The organism is Luteibacter aegosomaticola, assembly GCF_023078475.1.
Lineage (GTDB): Bacteria > Pseudomonadota > Gammaproteobacteria > Xanthomonadales > Rhodanobacteraceae > Luteibacter > Luteibacter aegosomaticola.
Window position 1 is genome coordinate 1968543 of record NZ_CP095741.1, and the last position, 25815, is coordinate 1994357.

Below are 25815 nucleotides of genomic sequence, written 5' to 3' on the forward strand. Positions count from 1 at the left end.
GACAGTGAGGTTTCAATCGATTTAAACGACAGGTTTAAAGCGGCCTTCCTGGCGCGTTGTTGTGTTTGGATCAGGCGAGCGCGACCTCGCCCACGGCTTTACGCACCGGAGCGAACGCTTTCGATTTTTCAGATTTGCGATCAGTGACGAGCACGTCGATGCGCTCGGGCTCGCACCAGCTGGCGCGGCTGCGGACGCCGATCTTCGAGTGGTCGGCGGCCAGGATCACGCGACGTGCGTTGGCACACATCGCGCGGGCGACCTCGACTTCTTCCAGCTCGAAACTGCTGGCGCCGGCGTTCGCATCCACGCCCACGGGCGAAAGGATGGCGACGTGGGCCTGGTAGCGATGGATCTCCGAGACGGTGGTGGCGCCATTCGTGCAACCGATCTGTGCATCGAAGCGGCCGCCAAGCAGATGCACCGTATTGCCTTCGCGCGCGGCGAAACGTGCGGCCACGTCCACGGCGTTGGTGATGATGGTGAGGCCGCTGCGAGTCGCCAGTGCTTCGGCCACGACGTTCATGGTGCTGCCCGCATCCATGAAGATGGTCTGGCCGCTTTCGACCAGGCTGGCCACCACCTTGGCGATCGCGCGCTTTTCGCGGACGCGGGTGGCGTGGCGCACGTCGATCGGCGGCTCGTCCGAGGTGAGCACCGCACCGCCGTGCACGCGGCGGATCTCGCCGCGCTCGGCCAGTTCGACGAGGTCGCGACGGATGGTTTCGCGCGATACACCGAGCTCGGTGACGATGCGTTCGACGGATACCTGGCCGCTGGAGCGGAGCAGGTCGCGGATGCGGGTGTGTCGTTCTTCATGCCACATGGCGTCGTTCCTTGAGTGTGTGCAAGAGCAGGCGCATGGCGCCGAGTGCGAGGGCCCCAGCCACCACCACGCACATGGCGTAGGCGGCGGCCTGGGCGAGGAAGCCGTTTTCGTCCAGGCGCATCACGGTGACGGAGGCGAGGCCCGTATCCGCCGTGACGAGGAAGATCACGCCGGAGAGCGTGACCAGCGAGCGCATGAACAGATAGAAGAAGGTGGAGATCGCCGCGGGCGCGGTGAACGGCAGCACGGCATCACGCAATACCTCGCGCGTGCCACCGCCGAAGGCCGCGACGGCATCCTCGAGCGCGTCGGGCACCTGGCGCATACCGGTCTGCATCGTGAGGAAGGCTTGCGCGTGGTAGTGGTACAGGCTGCTCGCGGCGATGATCACCAGGCTACCGTGCAGCCAGCCCGACCACGGGCCATGGTTGAAGGCCATCACGTAGCCCAGGCCGATCACCATGCCGGGCACGGCGGCCGGGAGCGAGGCGATGAACTGCACGGGCCGCGCGATCGACGGCGGTGCTTTGCGCAGGCCGGCGCAGAGGGCGAACACGAGCAGCGTGCCGGCCACGGCGGCGAGCAAGGCCATCGCGAGCGAGGTGCCCACGGGGCCGAAGCCTTCGGTCATGCCGGTGTAGTTGGCGAGCGTCAGCGTGCGCTGGTAGGGCCACAGCTTCACGAACGACACATAGGCGACGGTGCCCACGACGGCGAGCATCGGCAACAGCGCGATCAGCGAGACGGCGGCGAGCGCGGTGTCACGGCCCGCGTGGCGCACCGGCGTGAGCGTGCGCCCGGGGCTGGCGTCGCCGCTATCCTGCCGTCGCCTCGCCATGCGGCCCAGCCACACCGAGAGCAGGGCGGGTAGCAACAACACCATGCCCAGCGTGGCGCCCATCGCGAAATCGAGCTGGCCCACGACCTCGCTATAGATCTCCATGGCGAGCACGCGATAGTTGCCGCCGACGATGACCGCGCTGCCGAAGTCGGTGAGCGTTTCGGTAAACACGAGGAATGCGGCGGCAAGCAAGGCGAAGCGCAGGCGCGGCAGGGTGACGTCGGTGAACTGCCGCCAGGCGGTGGCGCCCATCGAGGCGGCAGCATCGTAATGGCGCGCCGGCGTGCGAGCGAGCGCCGCCGAGATGATCAGCACGGCCTGTGGCAGACCGTATAGCGTGTTGGCGATAACGAGACCGGGGAACCCGTAGATGTCCGTGGGCAGGCCGGTGAGGCGGTGGACCAGACCGTTCCTTCCGAGCAGAAGCACCAGCCCCAGGCCGAGCACGAGTGACGGCGCGAGCATCGGCAGTAGCAGCGTCGCGCGGATCAGCGCCTTGCCCGGCAGGCGTGAGCGGTGCAGCGCCATCGCGATGCCCAGACCGAAGAGCACGGTGGCGAGCGTCGTCACCAGGCCGGTCTCGATGCTGTGCAGCGCCGCGCGCGGAAGACCCGGATCATCGAGCAGCCGGCCGTAATTGGCGAGCGTGAAAGCGCCCGACGCGTCGGTGACGCTACGCCACGCGACGGAAAGCAGTGGATAGAGAAAGAACGCGACGAGGCCGAGGCCGGGCAGGGCCAGCAGCAGCCAGGCGAGGCTGCGCGTTCGTGCCAGCGCGCGCGGGGCGGCGACCGTGTTCACGTGCAGACCCACGCGCCGCGCAGTGCATCGACGGTCACTGATTCGCCCGGCGCGAGCGTGCTGCGGCCGTGCAGTTCCGCGACGAGGCGCTGGCCGCGCCAGGCGATGCCAGCGCGGGCGACGTTGCCAAGGAAGGTTACCTCCGAGATGACGGCGTCGCCGCGGGGATCGGCTTCGAGCACGAGGTCTTCGGGGCGCAGGCAGAGTTCCCAGGTGGCGTCTTCGCCGGGCGGCCGGCGCTCAAGGAAGCCCGGCATCACTTCACGTACGAAGGCCGTGGGCAGCAGGTTGGCGTGGCCGATGAAGTCAGCGACGAAGCGCGAGGCCGGGCGTTCGTACAGGTCGCGCGGCGAGCCGATCTGCTCGATCCGGCCGGCCTTCATGCATACGATGGTGTCGGCCAGCGCGAGTGCTTCATCCTGGTCGTGGGTGACCATGATGGTGGGAATGCCGAGCGTGCGCTGTAGCGAGCGGATTTCACCGCGCAGCTGCGCACGGATCGCCGGGTCCAGCGCGGAGAGCGGTTCATCCAGCAGGAGCAGCGCGGGCTCCGCGGCCAGTGCGCGGGCCAGCGCCACGCGCTGCTGCTGGCCGCCGGAAAGCTCATCGGGGAAACGGCCACCGAAACCGCCCAGGCCCACTTTCGCCAGCAGTTCGGTGCTGCGCGTGGCGATGGTGCTGGCCGGGATACCGCGCAGGCGCATGGGGTAGCCGACGTTGGCGGCCGCCGTGAGATCGGGGAATAGCGAGTAGGACTGGAAGACGATACCCATGCCGCGTTCGCGCGCAGGCTGGCGGGTGATGTCCTTGCCACCGAGCTCCACGCGGCCGGCATCGGCTTCGGTCAGGCCGGCCACGATACGAAGGAGCGTGGTTTTGCCGCAGCCGCTCGGGCCCAGCAGGCACACGAAATCGCTGGCGCCAGCGCTGAACGACACGCGGTCGAGGACGGTGTGTCCGCCCCAGGCCTTGCTGATGTCTTCAATGCGAAGTTGCATGAAGCGTGATCTCCCCTGCGGCCGCGCGTCAGCGCGTCAGCCGCTTGAACCGTGCAATAAGTGCCGCGCGCTCTCGCGCTGCGGCGTCGAAATCCCGCGCAGGCAGCGTGGCGACCACGTTGGCCGGCAGTCCTGCGCGCTGTTGTTCCTGGGTGGGGGTGCTGCCCGGTGCCGCTACGATTTCCTTGTAGCCGCGATACAGCGCGGCAGCGGGAGGCGAGGCGGTCCAGTCGAGGAAGCGCTTCGCGTCCTCGGCGTTGGTGGCGCCCTTCATCAGGCCGGAGCCTTCCAGTTCGTAACCCGTGCCGTCGCTGGGCAACACCATGGTCACCGGATAGCCCTGGTGGATCGATTGCATCGCGGAAAAGGCAAACGACACGCCGATCGGGAACTCGCCAATGCGCGCCAGCTTGCACGGCGCCGAGCCCGAAAGCGTCACCTGGCCGAGGTTCGCGGCGATATCGCTGACCAGCTGCATGCCTTTTGCATCGCGGCCCGCATCGCTCAGCGAGGAGAGCACCATGTAACCCGTGCCGGAGGAGGCCGGGTCAGGCATGGCGATCTGCCCTTTGTATTTCGGTGAGGCGAGGTCATGCCAGCTGCGTGGCATCGGCAGGCCGTGTTCGGCCAGGGCTTCCCGGTTCACACAGAGCGCAGCCATATAGCCGGTGGGCGCGAACCAGCGCCCGTCTTTACCGCGGAAACGCGCGGGCAGGGCATCGATCGTCCCGCTATGCACTGGCTGGAGCAGGGCGGCGATGCGCGGGTCCAGCAGGTCGGTGGCTGCCATGCCCCAGACCACGTCATTGCGTGGCTCGGCCGATTCGGCCAGGAGGCGGGCGGCCAGGTCGCCGCTGGATAGGCGTAGCACGTGGATATCCACGTCCGGCAGGGCTTGCTTTGCGCCTGCCAGGTACGTGGCGATCTCATCGCTCTCCAGCGCCGAGTACACCGTAAGGCTGCCCGCACGGGCAGCCGTCACGCCCAGGGCGAGCAACGCGGCGATGCTGGCGATGTGGCGGCTTGGACGCATGGCGGACCCTGGGGTGAGCGTGCAACCTTCGGGGTGGAAAAGTTCACCCACCCGTGTGGCGTTTTGGGTATATTTGCAAACATGTGGACTCGGCGTCCACAGGAAAATTTCCGTTTTCGTCATTAACCTGAAACGTGCAAACGCTAGATCACGCACGTCTTTTTGGAGTCACGAGTGAGCGTCCCTGTTTCGCTGTCCGCCGCTGAGCGGACTGAATTCGAGGCCTTTGCCACCGGCATCGCCAACAATGCACGCGCTTTGTCTCTCCCACGTTTCCGCCGGCCGGTCGATGTGATGGTCAAGCGCGACATGAGCCCGGTCACCGCCGTGGATCGTGGCGTGGAATCGATGCTGCGCGAGCGCATCGAGATGGCGTGGCCGGCCCACGGCCTGCTGGGCGAGGAATACGGCGCCACGCGCGTGGACGCGGAGTTCGTGTGGTCCATCGATCCCATCGACGGCACGCGCAGCTTCATTTCCGGCTGGCCGCTGTGGGGTACGCTGATCGCCTTGCTGCGCGGCGGAAAGCCCGTATTGGGGGTGCTCGACATGCCGGTGCTCGATGAACGCTGGGTGGGTCATGTGGGCGTCGGCACCACGATGAATGGCGTGCGTTGCCACACGAGTGCATGCCAGGCGCTGGCCGAGGCCACGCTCTACACCACCACGCCGGACATGTTCACGCCCGACGAGTGGGCCCGTTTCGACCGCACCAGCCAGGCCGCGCATGCGCGCCGCTTCGGTGGCGATTGCTATAGCTACGGCATGCTCGCGTCCGGCCATATCGATGCCGTGATCGAATCCAATCTCATGCCGTACGACTACCTGGCCATCGCGCCTGTGGTCGAGGCCGCTGGTGGCGTCATGACCGATTGGGAAGGCCAGGCACTCGGTCTGCAGAGCGGTGGCCGCGTGGTGGCTGCCGCGACGCCGGAGCTGCATGCCGCCATCATTGCTTCACTGAAGGACTGACCCATGTTTTCCAGCGACCGCCGCCGGTTCCTGCAGGGCGCAGCCGCCACCGCCGCCGCGTCGCTGATCGCGCAGGGTTTTCCGGCGAGCATCGCGCGGGCACTCGCCACGGCACCGGACCGCCGTACGGGCACGCTCGCCGATGTGGGCCACGTGGTGATCCTGATGCAGGAAAACCGCTCGTTCGACCACTACTTCGGCACGCTGCGCGGCGTTCGCGGGTTCAACGACCCACGCGTGCTTGAACTGGGTAACGGCGATCCGGTGTGGAAGCAGCCGACGACGGCGACCCACACGAAGTTCTGGAAATCACGCGGCATCGGTGCGGATGTGGGCTGGGTGTATCCGTTCCATCTTGATACGCGCGCCAGCGGGGATCACCACGAAGGCACCGACCACGGCTGGAGCACCGGTCATGGTTCGTGGAACCTGGGCCGCAACGATCGCTGGATCGAGCAGAAGCAGGATGTGCTCACCATGGCCTATCTGCGCCGGGAGGATGCCTCCTTCCACTACGCGCTGGCCGACGCCTTCACCGTGTGCGACGCCTACCATGCGTCCGCACTGGCCGATACCGCGATCAACCGCATTTACCTCTGGAGCGGCACGTCGGATCCGGCTGGCCGGCTGGGCAGCAAGGACAACGGGCCCGGCACCGAAGAGCGCGCCCATACGAACGGCTATACGTGGACGACCTACCCGGAACGGCTGGAAAAGGCCGGCGTGTCCTGGCGCGTTTACCAGGGCGGTACCGGCGAGCCCGGTTCGCCGACCGATAACTACACCGACAATTCGCTGGAGTTCTTCGCCGCGTACCAGGTCCAGGAAGGCGCGGATCCGAAGAGCCGGCTCGTGCGCAATGGTGTTTCGACGCACACGTTGCGCGACTTGCGCGCTGATGTCGTCCATGACCGCCTGCCGCAGGTGACGTGGATCGTGGCGCCGTACAAGTACAGCGAGCACCCCACCTCGTCGCCTGCGGATGGGGCGTATTACATCCGTGCCGTGCTGGACGCGCTCACCGCGAACACGAAAGTGTGGAGCCGTACGGTGCTGTTCCTCAACTACGATGAAAACGATGGGTTCTTCGACCATGTCGTCGCGCCCGCGCCGCCGCTGAAGAACGGCGAAGGCGGCGTGGTTTCCGCTTCGCTGGTGGACGGCTTGCGCGACGAGGTGATGGATCTCGATGCGCATCCGCGCATCTCCAGTCCCATCGTCCCCGATAGCGACCCGAAGGGCCTGCAGGTCGTCGGGCTCGGCAACCGTGTGCCCATGATCGTCGTATCGCCGTGGACTCGCGGCGGCTGGGTCTGCAGCGAGACCTTCGACCATACGTCGGTGCTGCGTTTCCTCGAAAAACGCTTTGGTGTCGAGGAGCCGAACATCAGCAGCTGGCGCCGCGCGGTATGCGGTGACCTCACCAGTTGTTTCGATTTCGCAGGCACGCACGATAGCAAGGTGCCTACGATTGCCGTGCCGGGCGGTTCCGATGGCAAGGTGCCCATTACCGTGCCTGCCGAACAGGTGATGCCGCAGCAGGAGCCGGGCGTGCGTCCCGCGCGAGTGCTTGGTTACGCCTGGACGCTTGAGCACCGGCTCGAAGGCGGACGCAGCCACCTGGCCTTCAATAACGCCGGCGTGCTTGGTGCGGCTTTCCTCGTTTACGACGGCCTCGATCGTGATGCGCCGCCGCGCCGCTATACCGCCTGCGCGGGAGACCGCATCGAAGACAGCTGGGCACTGGCGCCCTCGGGCGATGCATACAACCGCCGCGTCCACGGCCCGAACGGTTACTTTGCGGCCTTGCGCGGCTTCGCCGACGACACGCTGGAAGCGGTCGTGCATGGCGTGGCCGGCGAGCGCCGTGTCGAAGTCGCTATCACGAACCACGGCAAGACCCGTGCGGCTTGCCGCGTAAGCAATGCCTATGACACGGAAGAACCGCGCCACGTGAACATCGACGCCGGCGCCACGGAAACGGTCGCCATCGACCTGGCAGGCAGCGCCGGCTGGTACGACGTAAGCATCACGACCCCTGAAGCCCCGCGTTACCTGCGTCGATACGCCGGCCACCACGAAGACGGTAATCCGGCCACGAGCGACCCCGGCCCGCGATAAGTTCCGGCTCTTGTAGGAGCGCGCTTGCGCGCGATGGGTTTTGCCGCAAGCACCGATCGCGCGCAAGCGCGCTCCTACAGGACGGTAACCGCGACGGTTTGTTAGTCCGCAGCCGAAGCCTGCGCAGCGCCACGCAATGCCCCGGCACGCCCAGGCGCCAACGCCAGCGCATCGCGGAACGCTGCCAGCGCCGGTCCGGGCTTGTGTTGTTCGAGCATCAACTCACCCAATTGCTCGCGCGCAGGCACGATGGGCCCTGGCGTTACCGGTCGCTTCTCGATGCGGTCTTCCTTCTCGGCCGCATCACTGAGCAGCGCCACGGCTCCTGCGGGATTGCCACTCGCCTGCGCGGCCCACGCCATGATTTCGGTCGCAAGGATGCCGGTCTGGTCAGCCCAGTAAGTATCGCCGGCGACATGCAGCCGAGCCTCGATCCCGCGCAATCGTTCCCCTTGTTTGCGTGCGTCGTCAGCGTGCCCGGTGCGCGCCAGACCCATACCCTTCGCCCATACGGCAATCGCAACGACGGACTCCGGCGCCCCCTGTGGAGGCGCGATGGCTGCGGCTTCATCCCAGTGCCGCTCTTCGACTGCCACGCGAACAGGCATGGCCGTCGACGCATAGGCGATCGCGAAGTCGGTCATGTCCAGCCGCGGCAATTGCTTCATCGCGGCGATCACCTGGCGTGCTTCTTTAACGCGCCCCGTTTGCATGTACGCGTAGACGAGATAGTCCATGGCATGCAGTTCGCCCATCAGGTCACCCTGTGCATGTGCGGCCTTTTCCGAAGCGATGTTCGACGCGATCGAATCGTCCCACAGTCCGAGCCGCGTGAAGATGTGCGAAGGCATATGCAGCGCATGCGAAGCCGACGGCGCGATGCTCGCGTACTTCCGCGCGGCCGCCAGACCATGCGCCGCCAGTTCGGCGCTGTCACATGCGTGGATCAGGATGTGCGCGATGCCGGGATGGTCAGGGTTGGCCTTGAAGAGTGGGTCGAGGATCGCAACCGCTTGCTTTTGCCGTGCGTGGGTCTTGTCGGTGGGCGATGCGTTGGATAGCAGAGCCACGGCGTAGAAGACCTGCGCTTCAACATCACCAGGATGATCGTGCGCAACGTTGGCCGTCGCGGCTTCGTAGGCGAGGGTGCGTTGGCTGGGTGTGGCCTTGGGGTCCGCCTTGTAGAGCTGGTTCAGTGCCTGGATGTAGGCCCGGTCACTTCCGGCGGCGGGCTGCAGGCGGAGGGCTTCCTGGGCCTCTTTCTGACCGGCGGCGAAAGTGGCTGGGGGCAGGGCGGGCTGCCACACCGGATGGAAGTAGGTCATGGCGATGCCCCAGTGGGCCATGGCGCATGAGGGGTCTTGCTTCGCGATATTTGCGAAGGCGTTTCGGGCGGCGTCGAAGGCGAAGGAGTGCAGCAACGCTACCGCGCGGTTGAACGGCTGTTGCACGGTGGGGGAGCAGGCGACCGGAAACGATACGGTGCCGAGCTTTTCGGGGATGCCATGGTCGTGGTCGTGCATGGCTTGTGCGTGGACGGCACCGGCGATGGCCAGCAGGAGGAGCAGGACGCACGGTCGAGCGTTCATGGCAACCCTTGCATTCGCCCCGGGGAAAGAGGCGCCCGCCAATTTACGCCTCGCCGCGATCCCGGCCCATCTGCAAAACGGCCACGTCCGACGGCCGATGTTGCAGTTTTGGCGCTACGGTAGGGCTCGCCTTCGGCATCGCGTTGTCGAACCGGTTCATTCGCTTTGGCGAATGCATGTGTTGAGCGGCTCGCGCCGCCTCGCGCTAGGACGTCTGAGGAAAGAGGCCTTGGGGCCCACCCTCGCTGCTCAGACAGGTCCTCCGCGTTCGCTGTAGGAGCCCACCCTGTGGGCGACATCTTTCGCGTCAACGCTCAGGCCCTGCGCCCATCCCAACCAATCAAAAGCAAGACACCGCAAGCAAACCCGCTTGCCTCACTGTGCGGACGCGATCGCGTTTGCCGGCATGGTCGACACGCTCGTCGTCACCATCGCCCCCATCGTCAACACGCTCAGCAGGACGGCAGCGGCAAAGAAGGTCTTCAGCAGGAAGGTTTCGGTTTTCATGGCCAGTCTCCGTGGTTGGGCAAGTGGGCGTTAGCGCCCTTCGCCAGAGAGATTGCATTCGCCGTGCCAACCGCCGAAATGCCCGAAGAACCGCGCCACAGCGCCCTTTCGCCGGATCTCACGCCGTACCGATCAATGTCCTCGGACAGGCCGCTGTCCGCCCCCACCTGTCCGGCCCGTCACACACACACCCTGTAGGAGCCCACCCTGTGGGCGACGCCGTTCGCGCCACCCTACCGATCTTGCGGCGTCCCGCCTTTGATCGGTCGTGATCCGAGCCAGGGCCTGGGCGTCGAGGCGAAAGATGTCGCCCACAGGGTGGGCTCCTACAGCGTCGCCGGTTGCCATCACGTACCGGTCATGCGCTTTCCCGCCATGCAACCTCAGAGTGTCCGGGAGGCCTTGGGGCCCACCCTCGAGGCGAGTTCCGCACAAGTGAGCGGCCGTAGGCCTAATTGATACACATGCGCCGGAGGCGCACTCCTTTACGAACGCGGAGGACCTGTTTGAGCAGCGAGGGTGGGCCCCAAGGCATCCTTCCAGAGGCGCCCGAGCGCGAAGGCGGCGCCAGCCGCTGGTCACACGCATTCGCTTCAGCGAATGAACCGCGCAGGCTCAGACGGCTATACTCCCCAATCAGCCCCAAGAAAGCCCCCGCCCGTGACCAGCGAACTCAGCTCCATCATCGATTTCATCCGCTACGGCGCCAGCCGCTTCTCCGCCGCAGGCCTCACCTTCGGCCATAGCCATGACAATCCGATCGACGAGGCCACCCACCTGGTCCTGGCTGCCCTCCACCTGCCGCCCGATCTGCCGCCCGCCTACGGTGCCGGCACCCTCGTCGCGGCCGAGCGTGAGAAAATCCTCGCCCTCATCGAAAAGCGCATCACCGACCGCGTCCCCGTCGCCTACCTGGTAGGCGAAACCTGGTTCGCCGGCCTCAAGTTCAAGAGCGACAGCCGCGCCCTCGTGCCGCGCTCGCCGATCGCCGAGCTCATCGAAGGCGGCTTCCACCCCTGGCTCGAAGACCGCCACGTCGAGCGCGCCCTCGACCTGTGCACCGGTTCCGGCTGCATCGGCATCGCCATGGCTGAGTACAACCCGCACTGGCAGGTCGATATCGTCGACATCAGCGACGATGCGCTCAGCCTCGCCAACGAAAACATCGTCTACCAGCACGTCGAAGAGCGCGTCCGCGCCGTCAAGTCCGACCTGTTCTCCGGGGTGCAGGGCGAGGTGTACGACCTCATCGTGTCGAACCCGCCGTACGTCACCAACGACGAATATGCGGCCATGCCGGCCGAATATAGCCATGAACCGGTCCTTGGCCTGACATCCGGCGATGATGGACTGGACATCACCCTGCGCATGCTCGACGAAGCCGCCGACCACCTCAGCGAAGATGGCCTGCTGATCGTGGAAGTCGGTGACAGCGAGCATGCCCTGGTCAACCTCCTGCCGCGCGTCCCGTTCGTGTGGCTGGAATTTAAGGTCGGCCAGATGGGTATCTTCGCCCTCGAACGCCGCGACCTGGTCGCCCACGCCGCGGACATCGCCGCAGTGCGCGCCGCGCGGAACTAAACACCCAACGGAAGTACCGTGTCCTCCAATACGTTCGGCAAGCTCCTCTCCGTTACCACCTTCGGCGAAAGCCACGGCCCGGCGATCGGGTGCGTGGTCGATGGGTGCCCCCCGGGGCTCCCGCTGGAGGCCAGCGAATTCCGGCCCGACCTCGAGCGGCGCGCCACCGGCCGCTCCAGGCACACCTCGCAGCGCCGCGAGGCGGACGATATCGAAATCCTCTCGGGCGTCTACGAAGGCGTGACCACCGGCACGCCCATTGCCCTTTTGATCCGCAATACCGATGCGCGGTCAAAGGATTACGGCAACATCCTCGACACCTTCCGCCCGGGCCACGCCGACTACACCTACTGGCAGAAGTACGGTGTGCGCGACCCGCGCGGCGGCGGCCGCTCGTCGGCGCGCGAGACCACCATGCGTGTCGCGGCGGGTGTCATCGCCAAGAAATGGCTGGCCCATCGCTACGGGGTGACGGTGCAGGGCCACGTCAGCCAGATTGGCGAGGTCACCCCGCGTGGCTTCGAGGCCGAGGCGATCGAAACCAGCCCGTTCTTCTGGCCGTTTGCCGAGCAGATCCCCGAGCTCGAGGCTTATATGGATGCACTGCGCAAGTCGGGTGATTCCGTGGGCGCCAAGGTCACGGTGGTTGCCGATGGCGTGCCGGCGGGATGGGGCGAACCCATCTACGGCAAGCTCGATGGCGAACTCGCCGCGGCCATGATGTCGATCAACGCCGTGAAGGGCGTGGAGATCGGCGACGGCTTCGATGCCGTGCACCAGCGTGGCACCCAGCACCGTGACGAGATCACCGCCCAGGGTTTCCTTTCCAACCACGCGGGCGGGATCCTGGGTGGCATCGCCACTGGCCAGCCCGTGGTGGTGTCCATGGCCTTCAAGCCAACCTCGAGCATCCTGGTCCCGGGTCGCAGCGTCGACCGCGCTGGGAACGCCACCGAAGTGGTCACGAAGGGCCGGCATGATCCCTGTGTCGGCATCCGCGCCGTGCCTATCGCCGAGGCCATGCTGGCCCTCGTGCTGATGGACCAGGCACTGCGTCACCGTGCCCAGTGTGGTGACGTGGTGCCGATGCCGCCGCAGATCCCCGGCACGATCCAGGAGTAAACGATGAGCAAGCCGAAGGTCTGGATCTCCAGGCCGTTCTTCCCCGATATCGTCGACCGCCTGCGCGAGCATTTCGATGTCACGCAGGAAGCCGAGGAGCGGGCTTATTCGGCCGACGAGCTCGTGGCGCACCTGCGCGATGCGGACGCGGCCATCCTTGGCCTGGCCGACCGGATCGATGCCGCCGTGCTGAAGCACACGCCGAAGCTGCGCTTCGTGGCCAATACCGGCGTGGGCTACAACAACCTCGATATCGACGCGCTCACCGAAGCCGGCGTGGGTGCCTCGAATACGCCCGATGTGCTCAACGAGACCGTGGCCGACTACGCCTGGGCGCTGATGCTTGCGGCCGCCCGCCGGGTGGGCGAGGCCGAGCGCTGGCTCAGGGCAGGGCAGTGGAAGGGGTCGCGCTTCGAGGGCTGGCTGGGCGCGGATGTGCACGGCAAGACCATCGGCATCCTTGGCATGGGCCGGATTGGCCAGGCGATCGCCCGTCGCGCCGCCGGCTTCCGCTCGCCCGTGATCTACCACAACCGGTCGCGCCTGGATGCCGCCATCGAAAAGGAATGCGGCGCCACCTACGTGGACAAGGCCACCCTGCTGGCCCGGGCGGATCACCTGATCCTGGTGTTGCCGTTTACCCCGGCCAACCGCCACACCATTGGCGCGGCCGAGCTGAAGGCCATGAAGCCCACGGCCACGCTGACCAATATCGCCCGAGGGGGTATCGTCGATGACGAGGCCCTGGCCCGGGCGCTGGCCGACGGCGAGATCGCCGCGGCGGCCCTCGATGTGTTCGAGGGCGAGCCAAAGGTCCACCCGGACCTGCTTGAACAGGACAATGTGGTGCTAAGTCCGCACATCGCTAGCGCAAGTCGCGACACACGTCGCGATATGGCTTCGCTGGCTGTGGACAATGTGCTGGCTGCGTTTGGGCATGGTCCCTGCGCCGGTCGGCCGCCCACGATCCTCAACCCGGGCGTGCTGGCTGACGCCAGCTAGACCCTCTACCCACGCCAACAAGAGCGAAAATGAGCAAGAAGACGAGTTACAAGGTGGCCATGGTGGGCGCGACCGGTGCGGTCGGCGAAACCCTCCTCGCGATCCTGGCCGAGCGGGACTTTCCCGTGAGCGAACTGATTCCCCTGGCGAGCGAGCGCTCGGCGGGCGGTACCGTCGATTTCGCTGGAAAACCTTGTGTCGTCAAAGACCTGGCCAAATTCGACTTCGCTGGCGTCGACATCGCCTTCTTCTCGGCCGGCGGTTCGGTTAGCCGCGAGCACGCTCCGCGTGCCGCTGCGGCCGGTGCCGTGGTCATCGATAACACCTCGGAATTCCGTTACCAGGATGATATTCCCCTGGTCGTCTCCGAGGTGAACCCGCACGCCATCGCTGACTACACCGTGCGCGGCATCATCGCCAATCCGAACTGCTCCACCATGGGCATGCTCGTGGCGCTGGCGCCGATCTACCGTGAGGTGGGCATTGAGCGGATCAATGTCGCCACCTACCAGTCGGTCTCTGGCGCGGGCCGTAGCGGCCTGGAAGAGCTGGGCAAGCAGACCGCCCAGATGTTGAATTTCCAGGACGTCGAGTCGGCCAAGTTCCCGAAGCAGATTGCCTTCAACGTCATCCCGCACATCGACGACTTCCAGGCCAATGGCTACACCAAGGAAGAAATGAAGATGGTCTGGGAGACCCGGAAGATCCTGGAAGACCCATCCATCCAGGTGAACCCGACGGCCGTCCGCGTGCCGGTGTTCTACGGCCATTCCGAGGCCGTGCACATCGAGACCCGCGACAAGATCACCGCGGATCGTGCCCGCGAGCTGCTCGAGCAGGCCGAGGGCGTGGTGGTAATCGACGAGCGCCAGGCGGGTGGTTACCCGACCCCGGTGAGCGACGCTGCGGGCAAGGATCCGGTGTTCGTCGGCCGTATCCGCGAGGACATCTCGCACGAGCACGGCCTCGACCTGTGGGTGGTTTCCGACAATATCCGTAAGGGCGCGGCGCTCAATGCCGTGCAGATCGCGGAAATCCTGATCAGGGATTACCTGTAATGAAAACCGGCCGCGCCGTCATCGCCTGCCTGCTCCTGGTGTTGCCGCTTGCCGCGGTAGCCCAGGGCCAGGCGGCGAAGGCGGCGCCGGCCGCGCAGGACACCCGGCCCGCGGCGGCAGCCAAGGCGAAGCTTGAAGCCTCGCAAGGGCAGGCGGCGGCGGAAGGGAAGAACGTCAAGGATCTGCAGAAGCGCGTGGATGCGTTGGAATCGAATTCGAAGGCCTCCCGGGAAGCCCTGGAGGAGCGCGACCGCAAGATCGCGGAGCTCGAACGGCAGCTGGAAGCCGAGCGGCACCCGTGAAGGGCCTTGGCCCGGGCGCGGGATAAACATGTAAGGGGGGCGTGTACGGGCCTCGCGAACGAGTGAAACTTGTCGCGTAAATGCCCGTAGCCGCTATTGTTAGTTGTTGCTGGGGTGCACTACAGTGGCGCCTTCGCGGCCGACCGCCCGTAGAGGCGTGCCGCCAGCATGGAATTGTTCGGGGGATGCACGTGATGAACCGTACTTTGAAGCTGTCGATCATGCTGGCGCTTGCCATGGGAGGCAGCCAGGCCCTGGCCCAGAGCCTCGGGGCGGTCCAGGTCCACTCCACCATGGACCAGCCGCTGTCGGCCGAGATCCCCCTCACGGGTGTTACCGGTAACCCGAGCGACCTGCATGTCGCCCTGGCATCCGATGAAGCCTTTTCCCGCGCGGGCCTGAGCAAGGCCGGCATGCCGGTGCAGCTCAGCTTCACCGTCGGCAAGAACGCGGCCGGCCAGCCGGTGATCCATGTCACCAGTGGCGCCCCGGTGCGCGATACCTATCTCGACTTCCTGGTGGAGATCGACGCGGGCAAGGGCCCCGCCGTGATCCGCGAAGTCACCATGCTGCTCGACCCGCCGGGTACACCCGCTGCGGCCGCTTCCTCGTCGTCGCGCCCGTCGCGCACCGAGAACGTACCGTCGCGCGTGCCGGCCAAGCCTAGCGAGACGCGCGCCACCACGGGCCACGCCCGGGCTTCGTCGGCGCCTTCGGCCCAGGCGGCCAATGGCAGCATCGGCCCGGTCCAGCGCGGCCAGACCCTTTCGACCATCGCCCGCGACAACGCTGGCGGCGCCGACATCAACCAGATGCTGGTGGCGCTGCACAAGGCCAATCCGGACGCGTTCTACCGCGACAACATCAATGCCCTGAAGACCGGCGCCGTGTTGCGCATGCCGTCGCAGGACGATATCCAGGCCCAGACCGCCGCCACGGCGCTGGCCGAAGTCCGCCGCCAGAACGAAGCGTGGCGCTCGGGCGCCGCGCGCGCACCGGCCTCCGTGGCCGACGGCGCATCGGCCGGCAGCACCGCACCGGCCAAGGCCAGCACCCCAAAGAGCGATCGCCTCGCGATCGTGCCGGCCAAGGAAGGTGGCGACGCTGCTTCGACCCGCGCGGGTGTGAAGGGCGGCACGGGCGATGCGCAGGTCGCGGGCCTCAAGCAGGAGCTCACCACCTCGCAGGAGGCGGTGGCTTCGCTGAAGCAGCAGGGCGCCGAGCTCAAGTCGCGCGTCGGTGACCTGGAAGCGATCAATACCAAGAACGAGCGCCTGCTGAGCCTGAAGGACACGGAGATCGCCGAGCTCCAGCGCAAGCTGGCCGACGCCCGCAAGAAGGCCGGTCAGCCTGCATCGGCCGCGAGTGCCCCGGCGCCGGCCGCCACGGCGGCCGCTCCGGCGGCTGAAGCACCGGCCGTCGCCGCGACGCCCGCCCAGGCTTCGACGCCGGCCCCGGCTGCTTCGGCCCCGAATGCCGCCACGGCGAACGCACCCGCGAACACGTCGACGCCCGCCCCGGCAGCCACGGTCGCAACGACGCCGCTGGCTGCACCGGCCGCCGCCGCACCGCCCGCCGCCAAGCCGGCGCCGAAGAAGGTGGTGATCGCGCCGCCGGTGGAAGAAGATCCGTGGTTCATGCAGCCGTGGGCCTGGGGTGGCGGCGCCGTCGTCATCCTCCTGCTGCTGGTCGCCGCCGTGTTCGGCCGTCGCAAGAAGGCGATCGCCGCCGGCCCGGTGGCGCCGAGCTCGCTCGCCGACCGTTTCGGCCAGGAGCCGTCGTTCAGCGGCTTCGATCTGGATAACGACGGCCACATGGATGCCGATCAGCGCGAGATCATCGACGCGCTTGCCGAGCACCCGGACGACATCGGCCTGCACCTGGAGCTGGTCAGCCTGTATTACGGCCGTCGCGACGTCGATCATTTCGAAGCAGCGGCGGAAGCCATGTACGCACACGTCACTGACCCGGAGCAGGCGGAGTGGCGCGAGGTGGTGATGATGGGCGAAGAGATCGCGCCGTCGCACCCGCTCTTTGGCGGCCAGCCGGTCGAGACGGTCGAAGATCCGTACGAGGGCGACACCTACGCGCCGTCGCATAACACCCTCGGTGGCGACGCCGCGCTGGAAGCGTTCGACCTGGGCAGCTACGTCACCAGCCCGGACGAAGACGCCCAGCCGGCCCAGCCCGCGCCGCAGAAGCGTAGCGAGTACCACTTCAATTTCGACCTGACCCCGGTGCAGCGCGCCGAGGCCGATAGCCGCCCGCACGCGCCGGATGTGTTCGACGTGGATGCGCCGGAATCGCCGTACACCGAGGCGCACGATGCCGCCCCGGCGTTTGGCGACATCCTTAAGGAAGAGAAGGCCCCCGCGGAAGAGCGTTCGACCTGGTCGTTCGATGAAGAAGACACCGTCGTCGAACCGGTCGCCCCGGCGACCCCGGCGGAGCCGCCGCGCTTCGACGAGCCGACCTTCACGGATGAAGAGCCGACCGATGCCGTTGGCTCGGAAAGCTTCAGCGATGACCCGGTCGATACGAAGCTCGACCTGGCCCGCGCCTACCTCGACATGGGCGACGCCGAAGGCGCCCGCCTCATGCTCGACGAAGTGATCAGCGAAGGTACCCAGATGCAGAAGGACACGGCCCGCCGCATCCTCGACGGCATCGCCTGATAGCGGAACCACCCGTGGGAGCGGGCTGGCGCGCGATACCCCTCGCCGGGGCCATCGCTCGCAAGCTCGCTCCCACCGTCGTTCCGGGGTAACCTTCAGGGTTTCCCCCGTCCAGATACCCCATGCGCATCGCCCTAGGCGTCGAATACGACGGCACCGACTTCTTTGGCTGGCAGCGGCTGAGCCATGCGAAGACCGTGCAGGGCGCCCTGGAGGAAGCCCTTTCCTTCGTCGCCCACGAGCCCATCGAAACCACTGCCGCCGGCCGCACCGATGCGGGCGTGCATGGCCGTTGCCAGGTGGTCCATTTCGATACCGAGGTGGTGCGTGACATGCGCGGCTGGGTGCTTGGCGCCTGCTCCAACCTGCCGCGCAGCATGGCGGTGACCTGGGCCCAGCCGGTCGCCGACGATTTTCACGCGCGCTTTTCCGCCCGCGCCCGCCGTTACCGCTACCGCTTGCTGCCGCGCTTCGTGCGCCCGGCGCTGGATGCGCGCTTTGTCGCATGGGAAAAGAAAGCGCTCGATGCCGCGCGCATGCACGAGGCCGCACAGGCGATCGTTGGCGAACATGATTTTTCCGCGTTCCGCGCCATCTCCTGCCAGGCTGCGCATGCGCGCCGGAACGTGCGCAACATCCGCGTGTTCCAGGACGATATCCACATCGTGGTCGAGATCGAGGCCAATGCGTTCCTGCACCACATGGTCCGCAATATCGTGGGTTCGCTGATCCCGATCGGCCGTGGCGAGCAGTCCGTCGAATGGATGGCTGAACTGCTGGAAGGCCGGAATCGCGATGTCGCTGGAGCCACCGCGCCCGCGGAAGGCCTGACTTTCCTGGGCCCGCGTTACGAGGCCCACTGGGGCCTGCCCGATGAGGTGACCCTGTGACGACACGCGTCAAGTACTGTGGTTTCACCCGCGTCGACGATGTACAGGCCGCCGCGCAGCTCGGCGTGGATGCCATCGGTTTCGTCATGACCCGCAAGAGCAAGCGCTTTGTCGATATCGACCAGGCGATCGCGCTGCGCGATGCCGTGCCGCCCTTCGTCACCAGCGTGGTGCTGGTGATGGATGACGAGCCTGCCTACGTCGACGAGATCGTCCGGCGCGTGCGCCCCGATATGCTCCAGTTCCACGGCGTGGAAACGGATGACGCCTGTGCCGCCCACGGCGTGCGCTACCTCAAGGCCATCGCCATGGGCGAAGGCGAGGGCGCCTTGCCGCGCCTGCGTGCCTACCCGCGTGCCACCGGCCTGCTGCTCGATGGCCACGGGCTGGGCGAAACCGGCGGTAGCGGCCAGCGTTTCGACTGGTCGCACATGCCGCACGACCTGACGCAACCCCTCGTGCTCGCCGGTGGACTTACGGCGGAAAATATCGCGGAAGCGATCCGCGTGGCGCGGCCCTGGGGCGTGGACCTCTCGAGCGGCATCGAGACATCGCCGGGCCTGAAGGATCGGGCTAAGATGGAACGCTTCCTCGCCGCCGTGCGCGCCGTCCCCAGCGCGTAGCCCCTTTCAGCAACACACGGTACCGCAATGACCCAGATCCCGGATTTCCACGCCTATCCCGACGCGCACGGGCGCTTCGGCGATTACGGCGGCATCTACGTGGCCGAAACGCTCATGGAGCCGCTGGCCGAACTTACGGCTGCCTACGAGCGCCTGCGCCAGGATCCCGCGTTCATCGCCGAGCTCGATCGCGATCTCAAGTACTACGTGGGCCGCCCCAGCCCGGTGTACTTCGCCGAACGGCTCACCAGGCACGTGGGTGGCGCGCGCATCATCCTCAAGCGCGAGGACCTGAACCACACCGGCGCGCACAAGATCAACAACACCGTGGGCCAGGCGCTGGTCGCCCGGCACATGGGCAAGAACCGCATCATTGCCGAGACCGGCGCGGGCCAGCACGGCGTGGCCAGTGCCACCGTGGCGGCGCGCATGGGCCAGAAGTGCGTGGTGTACATGGGCGCCGTAGATATCGAGCGGCAGAAGATCAACGTGTACCGCATGCGCCTGCTCGGCGCGGAAGTGGTGCCGGTCACCTCGGGCTCGCAGACGCTCAAGGATGCACTGAACGAAGCGATGCGCGACTGGGTCACCAACGTCGCCGATACCTTCTACATCATCGGCACCGTTGCCGGCCCGCATCCGTATCCGCAGATGGTGCGCGACTTCAACGCCATCGTCGGCCGCGAAGCGCGTGCGCAGACGCTTGAGCAGTTCGGCCGCCTGCCGGACGTGATCACGGCCTGCGTAGGCGGCGGTTCCAACGCGATCGGCCTGTTCCATGCCTTCCTCAACGACCGCGATGTCCGCATCGTCGGTGCCGAGGCGGCGGGCGATGGTATCGAGACCGGGCGCCACGCTGCCTCGCTCGCCGCGGGCAAGCCGGGCGTGCTGCACGGTAATCGCACTTATGTGCTTTCGGATGCGAACGGCCAGATCATCGAGACGCACTCGGTGTCCGCCGGCCTCGACTACCCGGGCGTGGGTCCTGAACATGCCTTCCTGAAGGATGCTGGCCGCGCGGATTACGTCGGTGTCACTGACGACGAAGCGCTCGAAGCTTTCCATCTGCTGGCGCGCACCGAGGGCATCCTCGCCGCGCTGGAATCCAGCCACGCGATCGCCCAGGCGATCAAGCTGGCCCGCGAGCTGCCGAAGGATGGCCTGGTCCTCGCCAACCTCTCCGGTCGTGGCGATAAAGACGTGCACACGATTGCCGCGCGCGAAGGGATCGAGATCTGATGAGCCGCATCGAAAAACGCTTTGCAGAACTCAAGCAGGCCGGCCGCACCGGCCTGGTCACCTTCGTCACGGCGGGTGATCCTTCGCCGGACCATGTGGTGTCGTTGCTCCATGGCCTCGTGGCCGCCGGTGCCGACATCATCGAGCTCGGTGTACCGTTCTCCGACCCGATGGCCGACGGCCCGGTCATCCAGCACGCTTCCGAGCGGGCGATCGAGAAGGGCGTGGGCCTGCACAACATCCTCGCCTGGATCGCAGCGTTCCGTGAGACGGATGACGAGACCCCGATCGTCCTGATGGGTTACCTCAACCCGGTGGAAATGTACGGATACGGCTCGTTCGCCGAAGATGCCGTGGAAGCTGGTGTGGATGGCGTCCTGATGGTGGATTGCCCGCTGGAGGAATCCGCTGTGCTGAAGTCGCTCCGCGACGCTGGTCTCGACCAGATCCTCCTGGCCTCGCCGACCACCGCCGAGGGGCGCCTGGCGCGCCTTTGCGAGGCGGCATCGGGCTTCCTGTATTATGTGTCGTTCGCTGGCATCACCGGCGCGGCCCAGCTCAGCACCGGCCAGATCGCCGAGCGCGTCGCGGGTATCCGCGCGCGGTCGAAGGCGCCGGTGGCCGTGGGCTTTGGCGTGCGTGATGCCGATTCGGCCAGGGCGATCGGCGAGTTCGCCGACGCCGTGGTCATTGGCAGCGCCCTGGTCGATCGCCTTGCTGGCGCGGCCACGGCGGAAGATGCCGCTGGCCGAGCGAAGGCATTCCTGGCTCCGATCCGCGCCGCGCTAGACGCCCGCTGATCGGGCTAGTGCAGTTGTAGGAGCGCGCTCGCGCGCGATCCACCGCGATATTGGGAGAGACTCGATGAACTGGCTTCAGAAAATCATGACCCCGAAAACCCGTGCCCCGGCAGCCGCTGGCGGCAAGGGCAAGGTTCCCGAGGGCGTGTGGGAAAAGTGCGCCGGCTGCGGCACCGTGCTGTACAAGCCGGAGCTCGAGAAGTCGCTGATGGTGTGCCCGAAGTGCGGCCACCACCATGCGATCGGCGCGCGCACGCGCCTGCTTTCGTTCTTTGACGAAGGCAGCACGACGGAGCTGTGGGCCAAGCTCGAGCCGGTCGACGCGCTCAAGTTCAAGGACCAGAAGAAGTACAAGGACCGCATCGTCGCCGCGCAGAAGAGCACGGGCGAGAAGGATGCGCTGATCGCTATGTCCGGCAAGCTGCTCGGCCGCCCGCTGGTTTCGGTGGCGTTCGAGTTCGCGTTCATGGGTGGCTCGATGGGCTCGGTCGTGGGCGAGAAGTTCGCTCGTGCGGCTGAGAAGGCGCTGGCGGAGAAGAGCGCGCTGGTGTGCTTCTCGGCAACCGGTGGCGCGCGCATGCAGGAAGGCCTGTTCTCGCTCATGCAGATGGCGAAGACTTCTGCTGCCATCGCGCGTATGCACGAGGCCGGCGTCCCGTACATCTCGGTACTTACTCACCCGACCACGGGGGGCGTGTCCGCGTCGCTCGGCATGCTGGGCGACCTCAATGTCGCCGAGCCGAAGGCACTCATCGGCTTCGCCGGTCCGCGCGTTATCGAGCAGACCGTGCGCGAGACCCTGCCGGAAGGCTTCCAGCGGCCGGAGTTCCTGGTGGACCACGGTGCTGTCGACATGATCGTCGACCGCCGCGAGATGCGCGAAAAGCTGGGCGCCATGCTCGGCATCATGGAAAAGATGCCACGCGTTGACGCGGCCTGATCCACAAAAAACCCCGCTTCGGCGGGGTTTTTTACATCGCTGATGAGCGCGATCTCAAGCCTGCGGCGCTCGCGTCTTCACTGTGCATCAATGAAGTCACACAGGCACTTGAGGGTGGCTGGACTCCATGTGGCTGTTTCAGCGCGTGTTTCATGAGGTTGGCTTGCGTGCCGGCACAGTTTGCGTCGCTGCGGGTTGGACTTGCGCGTCGCGTCACTTCACAGTGCGACTTCCGCAACCAAGGCCCTCTAAAGGGGAGGTGCACCATGAGCCAGACGCGAACTCTCAAGCCATCGATCACGACGTTTGCGCCCGCGCCAGGCGGCGATCTGTCGTACGCGATTCTCCTTCAACTCAAGGATGCTCTTCCGCGTATCGAGGTGGAGCTGAGCAGGTTCAAGGATTCCGTCCCGCGTATCGAGAGGGAATTGGGGCGGGTGAAAGATTCCATTCCGCGTATCGAGACGGAACTGAAACACCTCAGGGGCCTGGCGGAAGCGACCAGGGAGGACGTGGATTCCCTGAAGACCTGGAAAACCCTGATTCTGGGCGGCGCAGCCGTTCTAGGGATCCTGTTCGGCCTCTACAAGGCAACGGCTGCGTCCGTTCACGTGAGCTTTGGCGAGGCGCCTCAAAAAATCACGCGCTCCAGCCACAGCGACAACGTGCCAAGACTGCCACCGATCGCCGTGGCAGCCAGCACGTCGCTGGGGTAATGCAGGCCAAGAATCACGCGTGATGCGCCGATGAGAGCCGCGAAGCCGATAAGGAACGGCGCCAGCACCGGGTAATGCGCCACAGCCACCACGGTGAACGCCACCGCCTGCAGTGTGTGTCCCGACGGGAAGCTGAACTCATCCAGTGGCGGCACGTGCGCGATCACACCCGGGCACGAGCGGAAGGGGCGCGGGCGCTTCGTCCAGCGCTTCAGCACGCGGTACATCATCAGTGCGGTGAGTCCGGTGAGTGCCATCTGCACCGCGACGGCCAGGCCGTGCAGGCCGCCGACCAGTGCGATCACGCTCATCAGCGCGTACCAGAACACGCCATCGCCCAGGCGGCTGATCATGCCGAAGAAGACACCGATCGCACGGCGCGCGCCCCAGCGGTTGGCGGCGACGCACATGCGGCGGTCGAGGTTCGCTCTACGCGGCGACGGCGGTGCTGCGTTCATGGAGGTTCTCCTCGGCGAGCGATTGCATGATGGATTCAAACTGCGTGACGACCGATTCCGGTGACAGCCCTGCCACGGAGGCGCGGGCGGCACGGCCCATCGCTTCGCGTACCGTCGGGTCGGCGCCAAGCGTGGCAGCGCGTTCGATCAGGCCACCTTCGTTGCCCGGAGCCACACGAATACCGTTCTGGCCGTTGCGGATGTATTCGCGCGCGGCGGCTTCGGCATACGCCACCACCGGGATGCCCGAGGCCATGGCTTCCAGGACCACGTTGCCAAAGGTTTCGGTGAGGCTCGGGAAGACGAACACGTCCGCGCTGGCGTAGAACGCCGCGAGTTCATCGCCGCGACGCGTGCCGGCAAAGATAACGTCCGGATTTGCCGCTTCGAGCGCGGCCCGCTCCGGGCCGTCGCCGACGATGACGCAGCGGGCATCGGGTGCGCGGCGGAGCAAGGCCCGGTACGCGTCGATCACCACGTGGAGATTCTTTTCGGAGGCGACCCGGCCAACGCTCAGTACGACTGGCGTATCCGGGCCAACGCCCCAGGCCTGGCGTAATTCGTCGTTGCGGCGTTCCGGGTGGAAGCGAACGGTATCCACGGCGCGGCGCAGCACGCGTACGTCATGCACGCCAAGGTCGTTGAGCTCGCCTGCGAGCTGGCCCGTCGGCACCAGGGTGGCCTGGGCGCGGCGATGGAAGCGGGCGAGGTAGCGGCGAACCACTGGCGTCAGCGCGCCGAACCCATAGTGGCCGACGTAGAAATCAAAGCGGGTGTGGAAGCCGGTGGCGACCGGGATGCCGAGGCGCCGGGCGGCGCTCACCGCACTCCAGCCCAGGGGGCCTTCCGTGGCCACGTAGATGGCATCCGGCCGTTCGGTGCGCCAGCGGCGCTCGATGCGGAAGCGTGCCGGCAGGCCAAAGCGCAGGCCTGCGTAGCGGGGGAGGGAGGCACCTTCTACTTCGAGCACATCCATGCCGGCATCCGCCAGGGGCGGGGTGGCAGCGTGGATCGGGCGGATAAGGTCGACGGCATGGCCGCGGCGGACGAGGCCGCGGGCGAGTGACTGGACGGTGAGGGCGACGCCGTTCACGTCCGGTGCGTAGGTCTCGGTAACGATGCCGACTCGCATGGCGGTGACCCTTCTGGCCTTGTTGACCCATGGTCTCGTCGGGCCGTGTCGCGCCGGTTATCGCGGCATGACTGGGATATGACAGGTACCCGCGAAATCGGCGAATGGACCAGGGCGCAGCAGGTTCCGTCCGATCCGGATAAAATCCTCGTTCTACCCGCTAAACCCATGACCCCACGATGACCGTCCGTACCCGTTTCGCCCCCAGTCCCACCGGCTACCTGCACATCGGCGGCGCGCGCACCGCGCTGTACTGCTGGCTCGAAGCGCGCCGTCGCGGCGGCGAATTCATCCTGCGCATCGAGGATACGGACCGCGAGCGTTCCACCCAGGAGGCCGTCCAGGCCATCCTCGACGGCATGAACTGGCTCGGCCTGTCGCACGACGAGGGCCCGTACTACCAGACCCTGCGCATGGACCGTTACCGCGAAGTGGCCGACCAGCTGCTCCGTGAGGGCAAGGCGTATTACGCCTACGAGACCAAGGAAGAGATCGAGGCCATGCGCAATGCCGCCATGGCCGCGGGCGAGAAGCCGCGTTACAACGGCTATTACCGCGATCGCAACGAGCCGCTCCGCGACGACCCGAACCGCGTCATCCGCTTCAAGAACCCGACCTCGGGCTCGGTGGTGTTCGATGACAAGGTGAAGGGCCGCATCGAGTGGGCGAACACCGAGCTCGACGACCTGGTGATCTTCCGCTCCGATGGCTTCCCCACCTACAACTTCGCGGTGGTGGTCGACGATATCGACATGGGCATCACCGAGGTGATCCGTGGCGACGACCATGTGAACAACACGCCGCGCCAGATCAACATCTACAAGGCGCTTGGCGCGCCGGTGCCGGAATTCGCGCACCTGCCGATGATCCTGGGCCCGGATGGCCAGAAGCTGTCAAAGCGCCACGGCGCGGTCAGCGTCATGCAGTACCGCGAAGACGGCTTCCTGCCGCACGCGCTGCTGAACTACCTGGTTCGCCTGGGTTGGTCGCATGGCGACCAGGAAATCTTCTCCGTGGGCGAGATGATCGAGCTGTTCGATGCGGCCGACGTGAACAAGGCGGCCTCGCGCTTCGATGTCACCAAGCTCTCGTGGCTGAACCAGCATTACCTGAAGACCGACGACCCGGCGGCCCTTGGCCCCGAGCTCGCGTACCACCTGCAGCGCATCGGCATCGATCCGGCCAATGGCCCGAACCCGGCCGACGTGGTCGTGGCCTTGCGCGACCGTGTGCAGACCTTCGTGGAAATGGCTGAGCGCGCGAAGATCTGGTACGGCCCGCTGACCGAGTGGGACGACAAGGCCATCGAGAAGCACCTGCGCACCGAAACGGCACCCACGGTGTTGGCGAAGGCGAAGGAACTGCTCGCGGCGCTGCCGGAGTGGACCCCCGCAGCCATCCATGGGGCGGTCGAGCAGGCCGCTGCGGCGCTGGAGCTGGGCATGGGCAAGGTGGCCGCGCCGCTGCGCGTGGCGATGACCGGCACCCAGGTCTCGCCGTCCATCGAGCACACCATCTACCTGTGCGGGCGCGACGGTGCCCTGGCCCGCATCGACGCCGCCGTGGCCAAGGCCACTGCCTGACGG

23 protein-coding genes are annotated in these 25815 nt (G+C 66.5%); 15 read left to right on the top strand and 8 right to left on the bottom strand.

Annotation, left to right across the window (positions count from 1 at the left end; genetic code table 11):
* Positions 1–70: 70 nt before the first annotated feature.
* The 4 genes from L2Y96_RS08610 to L2Y96_RS08625 are packed head-to-tail and all read right to left on the bottom strand — an operon-like array spanning position 71 to position 4502.
* Positions 71–826, bottom strand: a complete 756-nt coding sequence (locus L2Y96_RS08610) for a DeoR/GlpR family DNA-binding transcription regulator (RefSeq protein WP_247335623.1) — start codon at positions 824–826, stop codon at positions 71–73.
* Positions 816–2471 (bottom strand): ABC transporter permease subunit, encoded by a 1656-nt coding sequence (locus L2Y96_RS08615; RefSeq protein WP_247335630.1) that lies wholly within the window; start codon positions 2469–2471, stop codon positions 816–818. The genes L2Y96_RS08610 and L2Y96_RS08615 overlap by 11 nt, the downstream gene beginning before the upstream one ends.
* Positions 2468–3469, bottom strand: a complete 1002-nt coding sequence (locus tag L2Y96_RS08620; protein ID WP_247335632.1) for an ABC transporter ATP-binding protein — start codon at positions 3467–3469, stop codon at positions 2468–2470. The genes L2Y96_RS08615 and L2Y96_RS08620 overlap by 4 nt, the downstream gene beginning before the upstream one ends.
* 28 nt (positions 3470–3497) lie before the next feature.
* Positions 3498–4502 (bottom strand): ABC transporter substrate-binding protein, encoded by a 1005-nt coding sequence (locus L2Y96_RS08625; RefSeq protein WP_247335634.1) that lies wholly within the window; start codon positions 4500–4502, stop codon positions 3498–3500.
* A gap of 174 nt (positions 4503–4676) precedes the next feature.
* Here L2Y96_RS08625 and hisN point away from each other — a divergent pair, with 174 nt between their 5' ends.
* Together hisN and L2Y96_RS08635 are read left to right on the top strand one after the other, a co-directional pair.
* Complete coding sequence (hisN, locus tag L2Y96_RS08630) at positions 4677–5474, top strand: histidinol-phosphatase (RefSeq protein WP_247335636.1); 798 nt, start codon at positions 4677–4679, stop codon at positions 5472–5474.
* A 3-nt stretch (positions 5475–5477) separates the two neighbouring features.
* Entirely contained in the window at positions 5478–7595 is a 2118-nt protein-coding gene (locus L2Y96_RS08635) for a phosphocholine-specific phospholipase C (protein ID WP_247335638.1), read from the top strand.
* 101 nt (positions 7596–7696) lie between these two features.
* Here the strand turns inward: L2Y96_RS08635 and L2Y96_RS08640 are convergent, their stop codons facing one another.
* Together L2Y96_RS08640 and L2Y96_RS22895 are read right to left on the bottom strand one after the other, a co-directional pair.
* Positions 7697–9184, bottom strand: a complete 1488-nt coding sequence (locus L2Y96_RS08640; protein ID WP_247335640.1) for a tetratricopeptide repeat protein — start codon at positions 9182–9184, stop codon at positions 7697–7699.
* Positions 9185–9559: 375 nt separating this feature from the next.
* Positions 9560–9691: a hypothetical protein gene (locus tag L2Y96_RS22895; RefSeq protein ID WP_256452201.1), complete on the bottom strand. Its 132-nt coding sequence runs from the start codon at positions 9689–9691 to the stop codon at positions 9560–9562.
* Between the two features lie 660 nt (positions 9692–10351).
* Between L2Y96_RS22895 and prmB the strand changes: the two genes are divergently transcribed.
* From prmB to L2Y96_RS08700, 12 genes are all read left to right on the top strand, one after another.
* Positions 10352–11272 (top strand): 50S ribosomal protein L3 N(5)-glutamine methyltransferase, encoded by a 921-nt coding sequence (gene prmB, locus L2Y96_RS08645; protein ID WP_247335641.1) that lies wholly within the window; start codon positions 10352–10354, stop codon positions 11270–11272.
* A gap of 18 nt (positions 11273–11290) precedes the next feature.
* Positions 11291–12394 carry a chorismate synthase gene (gene aroC / locus L2Y96_RS08650; RefSeq protein WP_247335643.1) on the top strand — a complete coding sequence of 368 codons (1104 nt, stop codon included), beginning with the start codon at positions 11291–11293 and terminating at the stop codon, positions 12392–12394.
* 3 nt (positions 12395–12397) lie between these two features.
* Positions 12398–13396 (top strand): 2-hydroxyacid dehydrogenase, encoded by a 999-nt coding sequence (locus L2Y96_RS08655; protein ID WP_247335646.1) that lies wholly within the window; start codon positions 12398–12400, stop codon positions 13394–13396.
* Between the two features lie 29 nt (positions 13397–13425).
* On the top strand, positions 13426–14454 hold the full coding sequence (locus tag L2Y96_RS08660) for an aspartate-semialdehyde dehydrogenase (RefSeq protein ID WP_247335653.1): 1029 nt from the start codon (positions 13426–13428) through the stop codon (positions 14452–14454).
* Entirely contained in the window at positions 14454–14756 is a 303-nt protein-coding gene (locus tag L2Y96_RS08665) for a hypothetical protein (protein ID WP_247335656.1), read from the top strand. Before L2Y96_RS08660 ends, L2Y96_RS08665 begins: the two co-directional genes overlap by 1 nt.
* A gap of 194 nt (positions 14757–14950) precedes the next feature.
* A complete protein-coding gene (locus tag L2Y96_RS08670; protein ID WP_247335659.1) occupies positions 14951–17431 on the top strand; it encodes a motility hub landmark protein FimV in 2481 nt (826 codons plus the stop codon).
* 122 nt (positions 17432–17553) lie between these two features.
* Positions 17554–18321: a tRNA pseudouridine(38-40) synthase TruA gene (gene truA, locus L2Y96_RS08675; protein WP_247335662.1), complete on the top strand. Its 768-nt coding sequence runs from the start codon at positions 17554–17556 to the stop codon at positions 18319–18321.
* Entirely contained in the window at positions 18318–18944 is a 627-nt protein-coding gene (locus L2Y96_RS08680) for a phosphoribosylanthranilate isomerase (protein ID WP_247335665.1), read from the top strand. Before truA ends, L2Y96_RS08680 begins: the two co-directional genes overlap by 4 nt.
* Before the next feature lie 27 nt (positions 18945–18971).
* Complete coding sequence (gene trpB / locus L2Y96_RS08685) at positions 18972–20183, top strand: tryptophan synthase subunit beta (RefSeq protein ID WP_247335667.1); 1212 nt, start codon at positions 18972–18974, stop codon at positions 20181–20183.
* Positions 20183–20983 (top strand): tryptophan synthase subunit alpha, encoded by an 801-nt coding sequence (gene trpA, locus L2Y96_RS08690; RefSeq protein ID WP_247335669.1) that lies wholly within the window; start codon positions 20183–20185, stop codon positions 20981–20983. Before trpB ends, trpA begins: the two co-directional genes overlap by 1 nt.
* 64 nt (positions 20984–21047) lie before the next feature.
* Complete coding sequence (gene accD / locus L2Y96_RS08695) at positions 21048–21923, top strand: acetyl-CoA carboxylase, carboxyltransferase subunit beta (protein WP_247335686.1); 876 nt, start codon at positions 21048–21050, stop codon at positions 21921–21923.
* 266 nt (positions 21924–22189) lie between these two features.
* Positions 22190–22639, top strand: coding sequence for a hypothetical protein (locus L2Y96_RS08700; RefSeq protein WP_247335689.1), 450 nt, complete (start codon positions 22190–22192; stop codon positions 22637–22639).
* Here the strand turns inward: L2Y96_RS08700 and L2Y96_RS08705 are convergent.
* Together L2Y96_RS08705 and L2Y96_RS08710 are read right to left on the bottom strand one after the other, a co-directional pair.
* Positions 22555–23097 carry a phosphatase PAP2 family protein gene (locus L2Y96_RS08705; RefSeq protein ID WP_247335692.1) on the bottom strand — a complete coding sequence of 181 codons (543 nt, stop codon included), beginning with the start codon at positions 23095–23097 and terminating at the stop codon, positions 22555–22557. The two genes, L2Y96_RS08700 and L2Y96_RS08705, sit on opposite strands and share 85 nt — an antisense overlap.
* Positions 23069–24229, bottom strand: a complete 1161-nt coding sequence (locus tag L2Y96_RS08710) for a glycosyltransferase family 4 protein (protein WP_247335695.1) — start codon at positions 24227–24229, stop codon at positions 23069–23071. Before L2Y96_RS08710 ends, L2Y96_RS08705 begins: the two co-directional genes overlap by 29 nt.
* A gap of 179 nt (positions 24230–24408) precedes the next feature.
* Between L2Y96_RS08710 and gltX the strand changes: the two genes are divergently transcribed.
* On the top strand, positions 24409–25812 hold the full coding sequence (gene gltX / locus L2Y96_RS08715) for a glutamate--tRNA ligase (protein ID WP_247335698.1): 1404 nt from the start codon (positions 24409–24411) through the stop codon (positions 25810–25812).
* Positions 25813–25815: the final 3 nt, after the last annotated feature.

Bases quoted from the DNA above. Each gene is read 5' to 3' on its own strand.
- L2Y96_RS08625 (WP_247335634.1), bottom strand. From the start codon at position 4,502: ATGCGTCCAAGCCGCCACATCGCCAGCATCGCCGCGTTGCTCGCCCTG.
- L2Y96_RS08620 (WP_247335632.1), bottom strand. From the start codon at position 3,469: ATGCAACTTCGCATTGAAGACATCAGCAAGGCCTGGGGCGGACACACC.
- L2Y96_RS08660 (WP_247335653.1), top strand. From the start codon at position 13,426: ATGAGCAAGAAGACGAGTTACAAGGTGGCCATGGTGGGCGCGACCGGT.
- accD (WP_247335686.1), top strand. From the start codon at position 21,048: ATGAACTGGCTTCAGAAAATCATGACCCCGAAAACCCGTGCCCCGGCA.
- L2Y96_RS08665 (WP_247335656.1), top strand. From the start codon at position 14,454: ATGAAAACCGGCCGCGCCGTCATCGCCTGCCTGCTCCTGGTGTTGCCG.
- L2Y96_RS08610 (WP_247335623.1), bottom strand. From the start codon at position 826: ATGTGGCATGAAGAACGACACACCCGCATCCGCGACCTGCTCCGCTCC.
- truA (WP_247335662.1), top strand. From the start codon at position 17,554: ATGCGCATCGCCCTAGGCGTCGAATACGACGGCACCGACTTCTTTGGC.
- L2Y96_RS22895 (WP_256452201.1), bottom strand. From the start codon at position 9,691: ATGAAAACCGAAACCTTCCTGCTGAAGACCTTCTTTGCCGCTGCCGTC.
- gltX (WP_247335698.1), top strand. From the start codon at position 24,409: ATGACCGTCCGTACCCGTTTCGCCCCCAGTCCCACCGGCTACCTGCAC.
- L2Y96_RS08640 (WP_247335640.1), bottom strand. From the start codon at position 9,184: ATGAACGCTCGACCGTGCGTCCTGCTCCTCCTGCTGGCCATCGCCGGT.
- L2Y96_RS08655 (WP_247335646.1), top strand. From the start codon at position 12,398: ATGAGCAAGCCGAAGGTCTGGATCTCCAGGCCGTTCTTCCCCGATATC.
- L2Y96_RS08670 (WP_247335659.1), top strand. From the start codon at position 14,951: ATGAACCGTACTTTGAAGCTGTCGATCATGCTGGCGCTTGCCATGGGA.
- L2Y96_RS08700 (WP_247335689.1), top strand. From the start codon at position 22,190: ATGAGCCAGACGCGAACTCTCAAGCCATCGATCACGACGTTTGCGCCC.
- trpB (WP_247335667.1), top strand. From the start codon at position 18,972: ATGACCCAGATCCCGGATTTCCACGCCTATCCCGACGCGCACGGGCGC.
- L2Y96_RS08705 (WP_247335692.1), bottom strand. From the start codon at position 23,097: ATGAACGCAGCACCGCCGTCGCCGCGTAGAGCGAACCTCGACCGCCGC.
- L2Y96_RS08710 (WP_247335695.1), bottom strand. From the start codon at position 24,229: ATGCGAGTCGGCATCGTTACCGAGACCTACGCACCGGACGTGAACGGC.
- trpA (WP_247335669.1), top strand. From the start codon at position 20,183: ATGAGCCGCATCGAAAAACGCTTTGCAGAACTCAAGCAGGCCGGCCGC.
- L2Y96_RS08635 (WP_247335638.1), top strand. From the start codon at position 5,478: ATGTTTTCCAGCGACCGCCGCCGGTTCCTGCAGGGCGCAGCCGCCACC.